The sequence below is a fragment of the Thioalkalivibrio sp. ALJ16 genome (assembly GCF_000377345.1).
Classification (GTDB): Bacteria; Pseudomonadota; Gammaproteobacteria; order Ectothiorhodospirales; family Ectothiorhodospiraceae; genus Thioalkalivibrio.
The window spans coordinates 1-14,023 of sequence record NZ_KB898055.1; the positions used below are offsets into that span (position 1 = coordinate 1).

14 protein-coding genes and 1 pseudogene are annotated in these 14,023 nt (G+C 68.8%); 1 reads left to right on the top strand and 14 read right to left on the bottom strand.

Going from position 1 to position 14,023, the window contains the following annotated elements:
* Positions 1 to 34 precede the first annotated feature (34 nt).
* A pseudogene (locus D000_RS14510) lies at positions 35 to 242 on the top strand (hypothetical protein).
* Positions 243 to 534: 292 nt separating this feature from the next.
* On the opposite strand, the gene D000_RS0112165 reads toward D000_RS14510, so the two are convergent.
* From D000_RS0112165 to rlmB, 14 genes are all read right to left on the bottom strand, one after another.
* Positions 535 to 1,389 carry a ferritin-like domain-containing protein gene (locus tag D000_RS0112165; RefSeq protein ID WP_018873804.1) on the bottom strand — a complete coding sequence of 285 codons (855 nt, stop codon included), beginning with the start codon at positions 1,387 to 1,389 and terminating at the stop codon, positions 535 to 537.
* Between the two features lie 18 nt (positions 1,390 to 1,407).
* Entirely contained in the window at positions 1,408 to 3,912 is a 2,505-nt protein-coding gene (locus tag D000_RS0112170) for a heavy metal translocating P-type ATPase (RefSeq protein ID WP_018873805.1), read from the bottom strand.
* A gap of 162 nt (positions 3,913 to 4,074) precedes the next feature.
* Positions 4,075 to 5,547 carry a cardiolipin synthase gene (gene cls, locus D000_RS0112175; RefSeq protein ID WP_018873806.1) on the bottom strand — a complete coding sequence of 491 codons (1,473 nt, stop codon included), beginning with the start codon at positions 5,545 to 5,547 and terminating at the stop codon, positions 4,075 to 4,077.
* A gap of 27 nt (positions 5,548 to 5,574) precedes the next feature.
* A complete protein-coding gene (locus tag D000_RS0112180) occupies positions 5,575 to 6,780 on the bottom strand; it encodes an O-succinylhomoserine sulfhydrylase (RefSeq protein ID WP_018873807.1) in 1,206 nt (401 codons plus the stop codon).
* Positions 6,781 to 6,814: 34 nt separating this feature from the next.
* Positions 6,815 to 7,924: an alanine racemase gene (gene alr / locus D000_RS0112185; RefSeq protein WP_018873808.1), complete on the bottom strand. Its 1,110-nt coding sequence runs from the start codon at positions 7,922 to 7,924 to the stop codon at positions 6,815 to 6,817.
* An 8-nt stretch (positions 7,925 to 7,932) separates the two neighbouring features.
* A complete protein-coding gene (dnaB, locus tag D000_RS0112190) occupies positions 7,933 to 9,297 on the bottom strand; it encodes a replicative DNA helicase (protein WP_018873809.1) in 1,365 nt (454 codons plus the stop codon).
* A 79-nt stretch (positions 9,298 to 9,376) separates the two neighbouring features.
* On the bottom strand, positions 9,377 to 9,826 hold the full coding sequence (gene rplI, locus D000_RS0112195) for a 50S ribosomal protein L9 (RefSeq protein ID WP_018873810.1): 450 nt from the start codon (positions 9,824 to 9,826) through the stop codon (positions 9,377 to 9,379).
* A 68-nt stretch (positions 9,827 to 9,894) separates the two neighbouring features.
* Complete coding sequence (locus D000_RS0112200; RefSeq protein WP_018873811.1) at positions 9,895 to 10,830, bottom strand: hypothetical protein; 936 nt, start codon at positions 10,828 to 10,830, stop codon at positions 9,895 to 9,897.
* A 35-nt stretch (positions 10,831 to 10,865) separates the two neighbouring features.
* Positions 10,866 to 11,090, bottom strand: coding sequence for a 30S ribosomal protein S18 (gene rpsR, locus D000_RS0112205; protein ID WP_018867238.1), 225 nt, complete (start codon positions 11,088 to 11,090; stop codon positions 10,866 to 10,868).
* Positions 11,091 to 11,132: 42 nt separating this feature from the next.
* Complete coding sequence (gene rpsF, locus D000_RS0112210; protein ID WP_018873812.1) at positions 11,133 to 11,537, bottom strand: 30S ribosomal protein S6; 405 nt, start codon at positions 11,535 to 11,537, stop codon at positions 11,133 to 11,135.
* A gap of 165 nt (positions 11,538 to 11,702) precedes the next feature.
* Positions 11,703 to 12,149, bottom strand: coding sequence for a cytochrome c (locus tag D000_RS0112215; protein WP_018873813.1), 447 nt, complete (start codon positions 12,147 to 12,149; stop codon positions 11,703 to 11,705).
* Complete coding sequence (locus D000_RS13535; RefSeq protein WP_051074987.1) at positions 12,139 to 12,732, bottom strand: cytochrome c; 594 nt, start codon at positions 12,730 to 12,732, stop codon at positions 12,139 to 12,141. Before D000_RS13535 ends, D000_RS0112215 begins: the two co-directional genes overlap by 11 nt.
* A gap of 90 nt (positions 12,733 to 12,822) precedes the next feature.
* Positions 12,823 to 13,137, bottom strand: coding sequence for a hypothetical protein (locus D000_RS14015; RefSeq protein WP_081616677.1), 315 nt, complete (start codon positions 13,135 to 13,137; stop codon positions 12,823 to 12,825).
* A 27-nt stretch (positions 13,138 to 13,164) separates the two neighbouring features.
* Positions 13,165 to 13,938 (bottom strand): 23S rRNA (guanosine(2251)-2'-O)-methyltransferase RlmB, encoded by a 774-nt coding sequence (gene rlmB / locus D000_RS0112225; protein WP_026279977.1) that lies wholly within the window; start codon positions 13,936 to 13,938, stop codon positions 13,165 to 13,167.
* Positions 13,939 to 14,023: the final 85 nt, after the last annotated feature.

Here is a 14,023-nt window from a genome sequence, read left to right on the forward strand (position 1 = left end):
GGTCAAGACAACGGCGGTCCACAGGTTCGTGGTAATGGATCAAGGCTGGGTCTTCCGGCATCTGGGCACGCTCGGCCTTGGGCCGTTGCGTGCCGCGCCCGCGAGCGGGCGCCTGGGGCTTTCAGGCGGCAGGGCTGTTGTGGTGTCGTGGGGCTGGAACACCTTCTGTCTTGACCTTCCTCCCCCGTATGGAGCCCCTCGTGGAGGGCGTGATGGGCCGGGAGAAGGCGCTGGATGTCTGAGCGAAGCCGCAGGCGCAGCGAGTTCAGCGCCGCCGGCCCAGCGCGTCCGGAGCGAGGTCCCCGGGCGAAATCCGGGTGCCCTTCTTTGGGTCCTTTCTTGGGCAAGCAAGAAAGGACCTCGCGGCGCGCTGGCGAGTCAGCGCCTGGCAGTATGCGGACCGAAGGCACGTAAACACCGGATGCAGAACCAGGCCCAGCCACAGCAAGGCAAGCGGCTAGGCGAAGGCACCGCAAACACGAAAGCAGGTGAAAGGCCTGACCACACAACGGCGCAGAGCAGATCCGGTCGAGTCTAGGGCGACGGTTCGGTGATGGCCTGGGCCTCCAGTTGCGCCATCTCGGCGTCGGTGAAACCGGCGGCGCGGCGGGCGGCATGGGCGAAGGGCGGTCGTACGCGGCCCGGCATGTACTCGGCCAGCAGCTCGAGGAACAGCGGCTCGGGATCGAGCCCGCGTGCGTGGGCCAGCTCGCGGAACCAGCGCGTGCCGATCGCCACGTGGGCGACCTCCTCGCGCTGGATGATCTCGAGAAGCGCCACGGTGGCGTGATCGCCCGCCGCCGTCAGGCGCTCGATCATGCCGGGGGTGACGTCCAGCCCGCGCGCCTCCAGCACGCGCGGCACCAGCGCCATGCGCACCATCACGTCGTGATCGGTCAAAAGCGCCGCCTCCCACAGCCCGTTGTGGGCCGGCAGGTCGCCGTAGTCCGCTCCCAGCTCGTGGAGCCGCGCACGCAACAGCCGGAAATGGCGCGCCTCCTCCGCCGCGACCTGCAGCCAGTCGCTGACGAACGGCGCCGGCATGTCGCGAAAGCGATAGATGGCATCCAGGGCCAGATTGATCGCGTTGAACTCGATATGCGCGACCGCGTGCACCAGCGCCACCCGCCCGGCCGTGGTGTGCAGCCCGCGCCGCGGCAGATCCTTCGGGTGCACCAGCACGGGGTGTTCGGGCCGCCCCGGCACCTCCATGCGTTCCGGTGCCGGGGCACTCCCGGCCTCCAGCTCGCCCTCCCACCAACCGCGCATGAACTCCAGCGCCCGCTCGCACTTGGTCTCCGGGTCCCGCTCGCGTAGCGCGGCCTCAGCCGCGCGATAAACGACCGGGGACTCCGGCGCGGATTCAGGATTCGTGTTCGATGCGTGCATGCGACACAGGATACCCGCTCAACGCTCGCCAGTCGGCATGCTGCGGCGCAGCAGGATGGAGTTGCCGATGACCGAGAGCGAGCTGGCGGTCATCGCGATCACGCCGATCATCGGATGCAGCAGGCCGGCCGCGGCGATCGGGATCGCGGCGGAGTTGTAGCCCCAGGCCCAGAACAGGTTCTGCACGATCTTGCGGAACGTCATACGCGAGAGCTGCACGGCCTCGACCACCTTGGTCAGCTCGCCGCGCACCAGGGTGACGTCGGCGGCCTCGATGGCCACGTCCGCGCCGGCGCCGATGGCGATGCCTACGTTCGCCTGCTGCAGGGCCGGGGCGTCGTTGATGCCGTCGCCGACCATGGCCACGTGGTCGCCGTACTCGGCCTGCAGTTCGCGGATCGCCTCGACCTTGCCCTCCGGCAGTACGCCGGCGCGGACCTCGTCGATCCCCACCTGCGCGGCCACCGCGTTGGCGGTGCGCTCATTGTCGCCGGTGACCATCACGCAGCGGATGCCGAGGGCATGCAGCTGATGGATGGCGGCCCGCGACTCCTCCTTGAGGGTGTCGGCGACCGCGACGATGCCGGCCCGTCGGTCGCCGATGGCCACCAGCATCGCGGTCTTGCCGGCATCCTCGAGCTGCCGCAGCGATTCCAGCAGGCCGGACGGATCCAGGCCCTGCTCTTCCAGCAGCCGCTGGCTGCCGACCAGGACGCGTTCCCCGTCGAGGTGGGCCTCCACCCCGCGCGCGGTGTGCGACTGGAACTGGTCGACCTCGGCGATCGCCAGCTCCCGGTCGCGCGCACCCTGCACGATGGCCTCGGCCAGGGGGTGCGCGGAGCCGGCCTCCACGGCCGCGGCCGCACCGAGCACGCGAGCGTCATCGAAACCCTCGGCCGCGATCACGTCGGTCAGTGCCGGCTGCCCGCGGGTGATGGTCCCGGTCTTGTCGAGCACGATCACGCGGATGTCCTTCAGCGTCTGGATCGCGGAGCCCGAGCGGATCAGCACCCCGCGCTCGGCGCCCATGCCGGAGCCGACCATCAGCGCCGTGGGTGTGGCCAGCCCCAGCGCGCAGGGGCAAGCAATGACCAGTACGGCAATGGCCGCGAGGATAGCCAGCACGATCGGCGGCCGTTCCGAGTCGACCCAGGGCAGAAAGCCCTCGCCCCAGATCAGGATCGGCTGCAGCGCCCCGGAGAACGCCAGCCAGGCTGCAAACGCGGCCAGCGCAATGACCAGCACCGCCGGTACGAACCGCGCGGTGATGCGGTCCGCCAGCTCCTGCACCGGCACCCGCGAACCCTGGGCCTCGTTCACCAGACGGATCACCTGCGACAGGAAGGTGTCGGCCCCCACGCGGGTCGCACGCACCTTCAGCCGCCCCTGCTGGTTCAGGGTCGCGCCGAGCACGCTATCGCCCTCGCCCTTGTCCACCGGTACCGACTCGCCGGTGGCGATGGATTCGTCCACCGTGCTCTCGCCGGCAACCACCTCGCCATCGGTGGGGATCTTCTCGCCGGGGCGCACGATCATCACCTCGCCCACCTGCAGCGATTTCACCGGCACCTCGACCTCCTCGCCGTCGCGTTCGACCCGGGCCGTCTTCGCGCCCAGGTCCAGCAGCTTGCGGATCGCCGAGGAGGCCTCGCCCTTGGCGCGGTACTCCAGGTACCGCCCGAGCATGTGGAAGGCCATGATGGTCGCGGCCATCTCGATGAACGAGGTCATCGGATAGACGAAGCCGATCAGCCCGATCAGATAGGGCGGTAACGAGCCCATGGAGATCAGTACGTCCATGTTCAGGCTGCCACTTTTCAGCGCGCGCCAGGACGAACGGTGGGTGGCCGCACCCCCGGCCATGAACACCACCGGGAAGGCCAGCACGGCGATGATCAGGAGATAGCCGGGGATCTCCTGCCAGAACATGTGCGGCATCATCAGCACCATGATCGCGATGGTCGGGATCATCGCGATCCACAGCCGGCGCCAGGCCTGCTTCAGATAGGCCGCGTCAATCTCGGCGTCGTCCGCCTCGCTGCCGGCCTCCTCGGTCTCCACCGCCGCCACGTCATAGCCGGCCCCCTCGACCGCGGCGCGCAGGGCCTCGGCGTCGGGGCCACCGGGACCGGGTTCTACGGTCACACGGTGATCGCCGATGTTGGTGCGCACCGCCTGGATGCCGTCCAGCTTCTCGATCGCACCGCGCACGATCCCCGCGCAGTGATCCGACCCCATGCCGGGCACCACCAGGCGTACCGCGCCGGCCCCGCCCGCCGCGCCCTCGACCTGGGCGACATCGTAGCCGGCCCCCTCCACGGCGGCCCGCAACCCCTGCGGGTCCACCTGCTCGGGGTCGTATCCCACTGTCACCCGGTGGCGGGCGATATTGGTCCCCACCGAGGCCACGCCGGGGGTCTTCTCCAGCGCCGCGCGCACGATCCCCGCGCAGTGGTCCGACCCCATGCCGGGGACGATCACCACCGCCTCGCGGGTGCCCGCTGGCTTCGTTTCCGTCGTCATCGCGCACTCACCACCAATGACTCAATGGGTGTGGATTCAGGGGAATGCCCTACAGGAGGAACCCCTCCCTGATTGATAGCCCAATGCGGGCCCGGGTGCAGGGCATTGGGCGTGGCGGGGCAGGCTACCTTCCCTCATGACGACAAGCCGGCCGGTAGATCCCTACAGCACCGGCGCCAGCAGATAGGCAGCCCTTGCGGCCACCCGTCGCCACAGCGGCAGGTCGTCCACGTCCTGCCGGGTCATCTCGCGCGAGCGGGCAAAGTCGGCTTCAAACATGCGCGCCGTCTCGCGAGCGAAGGCCGGATCCATCACCAGCGCGGTGACCTCGAAATTCAGCCGGAACGAGCGGTTGTCCAGGTTCACGGTCCCCACCGCCGCGCCCATGTCGTCCACCACGAAGGCCTTGCCGTGCAGGAAACCCTCCTGATAGCGGTAGATGCGCACGCCGGCATCCAGCAGCGGTCCCAGAAAGGCGTAGGCCGCATGCGTGGTCAGCGGGTTGTCGGTGACCTCGGGGATCAGCACGCGCACGTCGACACCACTGAGCGCGGCCAGCTTGAGCATGCCCTGCACACCCTCGTCCGGCACGAAGTACGGGCTGGCGATCCAGATGCGCCGCTCGGCCGCATGGATCGCCTGCTGCATCATCAGGCTGGCCGTCTCGAACTCGTCGGCCGGGCCGGAGGGCAGGATCAGCACCGGGACGCCATCGTCCGCCATCATCGCCGGCTGCCAGTCCAGCTCCGGGATCTCTTCGGTGGCCCAGTGCCAGTCCTCCAGGAACACCGACTGCAAGGCCAGGGCGGACGGGCCCTCGATGCGCAGGTGGGTATCGCGCCAGGGCCCGATCTTCGGGTCCCGCCCAAGATACTCGTCCCCCACGTTCAGTCCACCGACCCAGCCCTGTTCGCCATCGGCCACCACGATCTTGCGGTGATTGCGGAAGTTCAGCTGAAAGCGATTGCCCCGCCCTCGGGTCGAGTGGAAGTGCTGCACATGCACCCCCGCCTCGCGCAGGGGGTCCAGATAGCTGCCGGGCAGGCGGTAGCTGCCGATCTCGTCGTACAGGAAGTAGACCTCGACCCCATCTTGCGCCCGCTCCACCAGCCGTCGCTGGAGTTCGCGCCCGATCGCGTCGTCGCGCACGATATAGAACTGCACCAGCAGGTAGCGCTCGGCCTGTTCGATCCCCTCGAAGATACTGTCGAAGGTCGCCTCGCCATCCACCAGCAGCTCGACCTCGTTGCCGTGGAGAAACGGCCAGCGGGCGAGTTGCTGTACACCGTCCAGGTGCTTGCTCGGCTCTTGTGCAATGTACTGGTGCGACCACAGTTCCTCGGTCTTCGGCTGCAGGGCCCGCGCCAGGCTGGAGTCCTCGTCGCGGCGCGCGACCACATAGCCGCGAAACTCGCTGGCGCCGAATACCCAGTAGGCCGGCACGGCCACATAGGGGACGGTGTTGAGCGACACGATCCAGGCCACCGCGCCCTGCGGCGTCCGCGTGGACATCAGCGCATCCAGCGACGACAGGAACCCCAGCAGGTGAAAGCCAATTACAACCGTCAGCAGCACGCGCCAGCGCGGACGCCGGCGCGGCTTCGGATGGGCATCACCGGACTCGGGTCTGGACATATCCGTGCGGTCGACCCGGGAGCCGCGTCAGAGCGCGTCGAGCCCGCGGGCCAGGTCGCGCTGGATGTCGGCGACCGCCTCCAGCCCGACCGCGACCCGCACCAGGGCCTCGGTAATGCCCTGGGCCTCGCGCTTGTCCGGGTCCACGCGACCGTGGGTAGTGGTGGCCGGGTGAGTGATGGTGGTCTTGGTATCGCCCAGGTTCGCGGTGATCGACAGGAACCTGGTGGCGTCGATCACCGACCAGGCGGCCGCGCGACCGCCGGCGACCTCGAAGCTCAGCACGCCACCAAAGCCGCTTTGCTGGCGCTTCGCGACCGCATGCTGCGGATGATCCGCCAGCCCCGGGTAATGCACTGCGGTGACCTTCGGATGGGCCTGCAGCCACTGCGCCAGGGCCAGGGCGTTGTCGCTGTGGGCGCGCATGCGCAGGGCCAGGGTCTCCAGCCCCTTCAGGAACACCCAGGCATTGAACGGCGACAGGGTCGGCCCGGCGGTGCGCAGGAAGCCGTAGACGTCCTTGCCGACGCGCTCGGCGTCGCCGACGATCGCGCCGCCCAGACAGCGCCCCTGGCCGTCGAGGAACTTGGTCGCCGAGTGGATGATGATGTCGGCGCCCAGATCCAGCGGGCGCTGCAGGATCGGCGTGCAGAAGCAGTTGTCCACCGCCAGCAGCGCGTCATGCCGATGCGCGATCTCCGCCAGCGCGGCGATGTCCACCACCTCCCCCAGAGGGTTGGAGGGCGTCTCGCAGAAATACAGCCGGGTGTTCGACTGCGTGGCAGCCTCCCAGGCCTCGAGGTTCGACAGCTCGACGTAGGTCACCTCGACACCGAAACGCCCCAGGTAGTTATTGAACAGCACGGTCGTCGTGCCGAACACCGAACGCGAGCAGACCACGTGATCGCCGGCCTTCAACAGCCCCATCATGGTCGCGAGGATCGCGGACATGCCGGAGGCGGTAGCCACGCAGGCCTCGCCCCCCTCCAGCGCCGCCAGGCGGTCCTGGAAGGTGCGCACGGTCGGGTTGGTGAAGCGCGAGTAGATGTTGCCGGGCGACTCCCCGCCGAAGCGCGCGGCGGCCTCCGCGGCCGAGCCGAATACGAAGCTGGAGGTCGGGAAGATCGCCTCGGAGTGCTCGCCCTCCGGCGTACGCTGGTAACCGTGCCGGATGGCTACAGTCTGCGGGTCGTAATCCCTGGGGTCAAAAGCGTCGGGGTCGAAGTCGGTCATCGCGGCATCCTTGAATGCGGGATGCGACAGTGTATCAGCGCGCCGGCTGCAGGCGGTCGGCAACGCGGGTCAGCAGCTCGTAGCTGATCGTCCCCGCCGCACGCGCCACGCGTTCCACGGGAAGGCCTTCGCCCCACAGGGTCACGCGGTCCCCGACCTGCGCATCCGGCACGGCGGAGAGATCCACCGCCAGCATGTCCATGGACACGCGTCCGATCAACGGGCAGATCCGGTCGCCCACCCGCACGGGCGTGCCGGAGGGGGCATGGCGGGGATAGCCATCGGCGTAGCCCATGGCCACGATGCCGGCGCGGCCGGGCGCAGCGGCGGTCCAGGTCGCGCCGTAGCCGACCGTGCTGCCCGGCTCCAGGGGCTGGATCGCGATGATCGGGGCCTGCACGGTCATCGCCGGGCGCAGGTCGGCCTGCGGCCCTTCCGGCGCGGCATCCGCGGGGACCGCGGCGGGATGCGCGCCGTAGAGCATGATACCGGGCCGCGCCCAGCACGCGCGCGCGGGGTCCAGCCCCGGTGCCCGCCCCCAGCCCGCGAACAGCGCCGCGGAATTGGCCACGCTGATCTGCCCCGGCCGCGCCGCGACCGCCGCGGCGAAGCGTTCCAGCTGGCGGGCATTCTGTGGGTGCTCGGGCTCGTCGGCGCAGGCCAGGTGGGTCATCCAGTGCAGGCCCATGGCCCCGTGGCCCGCTGCTCGCAGGCGCCGGGCCACCGCTTCGGCATCCAGCGGGTCGAAGCCGAGCCGGTTCATGCCGGTATTGAGCTTGACCCATACAGTGGGGAGCCGCACCGGGACCGTATCCAGGTGATCGAGCTGGGCGGCCTCGTGGATTGCCGGCTCCAGGCCCAGCTCGTGGCAGGCTCGCACCTCGCCGGCATCGCGCGGCCCCTGCAGCACCAGCAACGGGCCGTCGAAACCCGCCTTGCGCAGGGCCCGCGCCTCGCCCATCTGGGAGACGGCCAGCCCGTCGCTCGCCCCGGCCAGCGCCTCGGCCGCCCACTTCAGGCCGTGGCCGTAGCCTTCGGCCTTGATCACCGACCACATGGGGACACCCGGCGCGAGGCCGCGCGCCACGGTCAGGTTGTGCCGCAGAGCCTCGGGGTGGAGCTGAATGCTGGCCGCGCGTCTCACGCCGCGTATCAGGCCTGCTGGCCGACCTCGCCGTAGACGTCCGGGGCGTAGTTCTCGAAGCGGGTGAACTGGCCGCGGAAGGTCAGGCGCACGGTGCCGATGGGACCATTACGCTGCTTGGCGATGATGATCTCGGCCGTGCCCTTGTCCGGCGATTCGTCGTTGTAGACCTCGTCCCGGTAGACGAAGGCGATGATGTCCGCGTCCTGCTCGATCGCCCCGGATTCGCGCAGGTCGGACATGACCGGGCGCTTGTTCGGACGCTGTTCCAGCGAGCGGTTCAGCTGCGACAGCGCAATCATCGGCACGCTCAGCTCCTTGGCCAGGGCCTTCAGCCCGCGCGAGATCTCGGAGATCTCGTGCGCCCGGCTCTCGCCACTGCCCGGAAACTGCATCAGCTGCAGGTAGTCGACCACAATCAGCTTGAGCCCCTTGTGCTCGCGCATCAGCCGCCGCGTACGAGCACGCAGCTCGGTTGGCGACAGCGCCGGGGTGTCGTCGATGAACAGTGGTGCATTGGAAAGCATCTGTACCGCGCTGGTCAGCCGCGGCCAGTCGCCGTCTTCCAGGCGGCCGGAACGCAGCTTCTGCTGGTTGATCCGGCCCATCGAGGACAGCAGACGCATCGCCAGCTGCTCGCCCGGCATCTCCATGGAAAAGATCGCCACCGGTTCCGCGTTCTTCATCGCCACGTACTCGGCGATGTTCATCGCAAACGAGGTCTTGCCCATGGATGGACGCCCGGCCACGATCACCAGATCACCGGGGTTGAGCCCGGAGGTCAGGCGGTCGAGATCCTCATAGCCGGTCGCCACCCCGGTGATCGGGTTGTCGCTTTCGTAGAGTTCCTCGATCTGGTTGACGGCCGCCGCCAGCAGCGGCTTCATGCCGCGAAAGCCCTGAGCACCTCGCGCGCCCTGCTCGGCGATACGAAACACCTTCTGTTCCGCAACGTCCAGCAGTTCCTTGGATTCGCGACCTTCCGGGCGGTAGGCCGAATCGGCGATCTCGGTCCCGACCGAGATCAGCGAGCGCAGGATGGAGCGTTCGCGGACGATATCCGCGTAGGCCACGATATTCGCGGCGCTGGGGGTCTCGGACGCGAGACGCCCGAGATAGGCCATGCCACCGGCCTCCTCCAGCTCGGCCGTGCGGTCGAGCTGCTCCGACACGGTGACCATGTCGAAGGGGGCGTTGCGATCCGCCAGCGACGACACCGCCCGAAAGATCAGGCGGTGGTCATGGCGGTAGAAGTCTTCTGCGGTAATGCGGTCCGCCACCCGATCCCAGGCGGCGTTATCCAGCATCAGCCCCCCGAGGACGGCCTGTTCGGCCTCCTCGGAGTGCGGGGGGACGCGGGGATTGGGGGTCATGGCCAAAGGCCTCCCGCCAGCCCGCGCGGATGCCGGGCATCAGCGACCCGCCGGGGCCACCCTCCCGACATCCGGCGGATCACTCTTCGCCGATTACGACGACGCGGATATCTACATCCACATCCGTATGCAGGTGCAGAACGAGTTCGAATTCGCCGGTGGTACGCAGCGGACCCTCGGGCATACGCACTTCCTTCTTCTCCACCTCGGTACCCTTGGCGGTCAGCGCGTCGGCAATATCGGCCGGACCGATGGAACCGAACAGCTTGCCTTCGCCACCGGACTTGGCGGTGATCTCCAGCACGGTGCCTTCCAGCTGCGCCTTGCGCGCCTCGGCGGCGGCCAGGGCCTCGGCGGCGGCCTTTTCCAGCTCGGCACGACGGGCCTCGAACTCGGCAATGTTCTCCGCGGTGGCGAACTTGGCCTTGCCCTGCGGCAGCAGGTAGTTGCGCGCAAAGCCCGGACGCACGTTGACGCGGTCACCCAGGGTGCCCAGGTTATCGATTTTTTCCAGCAGAATGACTTCCATCTTTGGTATTCCTGTAACGTTTGATCAGCGCCCGAAGGCACGCATTCTACACCGGTCTCGGACCGGTCTCACGGATTGTTGTCGCCGTCCTGCCCACCCGATGCGGAGCCAGGGCCCAGCCGCGAGCGGATGTCCGCCCAGGCATCGATCACCCCGATAGTGGCGAGCAGCAGGAACATCTGCGGCAGCGCCAGGGCCATCAGCACGTACATCCCCACCAGCCAGAAGCTGCTCATGCCCTGACGAAAGGTCAGCGCATGCATCAGCGCAATTCCCTGGAGGAAGAACAGCACCGCCAGGATAAACGCCAGTTCGGTCGCCAGCGGAACCGGGCCCAGATGTCCGATCCCCGCCAGCACCAGCGTGGCCGCGCTCGCGCCCCGGCCAAACTGCAACGCCCGGATCTCCTCGCCGAACGCCCCCGGGTTGTACAGCAGGGCCTGCCAGTAGCGCCCGAGCAGCAGCGCCAGGGCCAGACTCAGCAGTACGATCCCGGCCATCAGGCCGGTCAGGTACGGGGCTGCGCGCCGCAACCCGGCCTCCAGCTCCTGCACACCGGTGTCGCTACCCTCGACCAGCGGGCCCAGCAGGACCATGCCCGCCTCGACCCAGGTGGCCTCCAGGTCCGGGACCACCAGGTGGACCAGCACGACCCCGAACCCGGCCAGACCGGCGCCGGCCTGCAGGGTCAACCGCCAGGAGACGGTGCGCCGCAGCAGCTCGGCCAGCAGGGCCACCGGGGCCCACTGCACCACGCCTGCCAGCACCCCCGCGAACAGCGGTGCCCCCGGGGTCACGACGAACATCGCCACCCCGAGCCCCAGCGCGGCCAGAACGACGATCAGCAGCGCCTGCCCCAGTCCGATGCGCAGACCCACCAGGGCGACGAGCGCACTGCCCAGGAACGCGACCGGCGGGAGGAACAGCCCCGCAATACCAAAGCCGGAGACCGCGCCCACGGCGCGCCCCCGGCTCTTCATCGCGAACTCGGCGAGTGCGCGCATGCTCGGATCGAGGCCCCGGCGAACCGGTGCCGGACTTAATGGTTGTCGCTGTACGGCAGCAGCGCCAGGAAGCGCGCGCGCTTCACGGCGGTCGCCAGCTGACGCTGATACTTGGCGCTGGTACCGGTTACGCGGCTGGGAACGATCTTGCCGGTCTCGGTGATGAAACCTTTCAGCAGGTTCAGGTCCTTGTAATCGATGTAATCGATGCCTTCGGCGGTGAACTTGCAGTACTTGCGGCGACGCGGAAAACGGGCCATCTCGGATCTCCTAGAACAATTCGGTCAACGAACGGGCGGGGTTTATTCGGCAGAGGCCGAATCGTCGGAAGCGGACTCGCCGCCCTCGTCGTCGCGCTCGCGGCGACGGCCCTTGCCGCTCTCCTCTTCCTGGCCCTTGGCCAGCGGGGAGGTTTCGGTCACGGCCTCATCCATGCGCATGGCCAGATGGCGCAGCACGGCGTCGTTGAACCGGAAGGCACTGGCGAGTTCTTCCATCGCCTCTTCCGATGCCTCGATGTTCATCAGGACATAGTGAGCCTTGACCAGCTTCTGGATCGGGTAGGCCAGCTGACGGCGGCCCCAGTCTTCCAGGCGGTGAATCTTGCCGGCGTGGCCCTCGACCAGGCCCTTGTAGCGCTCGATCATCGCCGGGACCTGCTCGCTCTGGTCCGGATGGACCAGGAATACCACTTCGTAATGACGCATTTTCGACTCCTTGCGGGTATCAGCCTCCCGTCCACGCGGTGAGGCAAGGATTCCGCCCGCCGGAGATCCGGCAGACGGAAAGGCGCAACACCTTAAACGAACTGGCGTCCTACAACAAGTTCGTGCGCGGCGAGCCGCGACGCCGCGCCGGGGAGCCCGACGGCCTCAGCCGCCTTCCACCGGCCACTCGGCATCCGGGATGATGCCGTCGTCCCGCTGCTCGTGGCGCACCCACGCCACGATATCCGCCACGTCCTGATGATCCAGACCGGGGATCGGCGGCATATCGCCGTAGTCCCAGTGGTGCGCGACCACCCCGCGTTCGACCGCCAGAAAGAAGGTGATATCGGCATGGTGCGAGGGCTCGTAGATGCGATGGATCAGTGCCGGACCCTGCGCGGTACCGCGGGCATCGGCGCCATGACATTCCGCACAGCTCTGCGCAAAGCGTTCGCGGCCGGCCTGGGGATTTCCGAGCAACTCGATCGTGACGCCCTGGATGGGATAGGGCGCGCGCTCCGCGGGCGGCTCCGGGGCATCGCCGCCGCAGGCGGCCAGCAGTCCGGCGAGACTCGCGGCCAGCAGCAGCGCGCCAGGCGACTTAATGTCCATGGTGCCCTCCTCCGTGGCCGTGGTGGCCTGCGTCGGTATTCGGGGAATCGGTCCCGGCCGTGGTTAGCTCGTGGCGGATGTAATTCACCACATGCCAGATCTCGGCATCGTCCAGCAGGTCACCAAAGGCGGGCATCCCGCCCGCGCCCGCGCGGATCACCCAGTGGTACTCGCCGGCGGTATGGCCCGCGGCGTGTTCCCGGAAATCCGCCGGGCGCGGCTCCAGGGCCTGCGCCTGCGGGCCATCCCCGGCGCCGGCTTCCCCATGGCAGGCCAGGCACTGGGCGCGGTAGACCGCCCGCCCGATACGCACGGATGCGGCATCGGCCGCGTGCGGATTCTCGCGCGCGGCCGCGTCGGAAGGGGCCTCCCAGCGGTGCTCTTGCGCGTGATGATCGTGCATGTGGTGAGCGTGGCCATGGCGGTCATGGCCGTGGTGGTCACCGTGACCGGAATGGTCATGGTGACCATGGTCCGGCGCGCCGTGATGATGATCGTGGCCCTCACTCGCCGCGAGCGGCATGGCCAGGGTCAGGCTCAGGGCCAGCAGGGCGCCGACCGGAGAAACGTTTGCAATGGACATCGGGATTCCTCGCTGTCGCAGTCAACAAAACGAACGCGGGCAAGCCGCGTCCAGGGAGGCGCTGAATCGCGTCTCCCGAGGACAGGGGAATCAGGATCTCGGTGGCGGGCTCGGGGGTTCGGCGGCTGACCGGGCCGGCCACAACCGGGACTCGGCGGGTACCCGGGTCAGCGGTGGCGTGGGTGAGGCAGGCGTCGCAAGCGGGGCCATGCAGCAGCCACCGTGGCCGGAACACTCGTGTTCCGCCTGATGATCACAGTGCGCGCCGTCGCAGTGCATGGGCGCGTCCATCTCGACTGGCTCGGAGGACAGGGTCGCCATGGCGGCCGCGTGCACCGCCTGCCCCATCACCAGCAGGGGCAACAGCAGCAACAGCCAGAGGAAGGGTCGAGGGCGCACGCGCATGTTCCGAGTCTATCAGGCCTGGCCGTGTCAGGACTGGCGCTGGCGCCGGGCTTCGAACAGTGAGACCCCGGTCGCCACCGAGACGTTCAGACTCTCCACCGTGCCGCCCATCGGTATCCTGGCGAGATGATCGCAGGCCTCGCGGGTCAGGCGCCGCATGCCCTCGCCCTCGGCCCCCATCACCAGCACGGTCGGCGGCCGCAGATCCACCTGGTACAGGCTCTGCTCGGCCTCGCCGGCCAGCCCCACGGTCCACATCCCGGCAGCCTTCAGGCTTGCCAGGGTCCGCGCGAGATTCCCGACGCTGACCACCGGCACCGTCTCGGCCGCCCCCGAGGCCACCTTGATCGCAGCCGGCGTCAGGGCCGCACTGTGATGGCGCGGCATCACCACCGCACCCGCACCGGCCGCATCCGCCGTGCGCAGACAGGCCCCGAGGTTGTGCGGATCGGTCACGCCATCCAGGACCAGCACCAGATCGACTCCGTCGCGAACACGCGCGATCAGGGCCTTCTCGTCCACCACCGGGCGCGGCGTGCAGTGCACGATCACGCCCTGATTCTGAAACCCGGGGTGATGCTGATCCAGGCGTTCGCGCCCGACCCGCTCGACCGAGATCCCGAGGCCCTGTGCCAGCTGCAGCAGCCGGTCCAGCGCGGGTTCAATCGGGTCGGTGGCCAGCTGCAGGCGCTTGATGCGCTGCGGGGCATGGCGCAGGACGGCCGCCACCGCGTGGATCCCGCCAAAGGTCTCCGCACGAGCGCCCTTGCCGGACTTGCCGGACCTGCCCCCCTGGCTCACGCCCGCCACCCGGCACCCGCTCGACGAGCGCAGGAATCAGGGACCCGACCGCACAGCCGCGGCGCCGGGCGGCTCCATCGCAGCA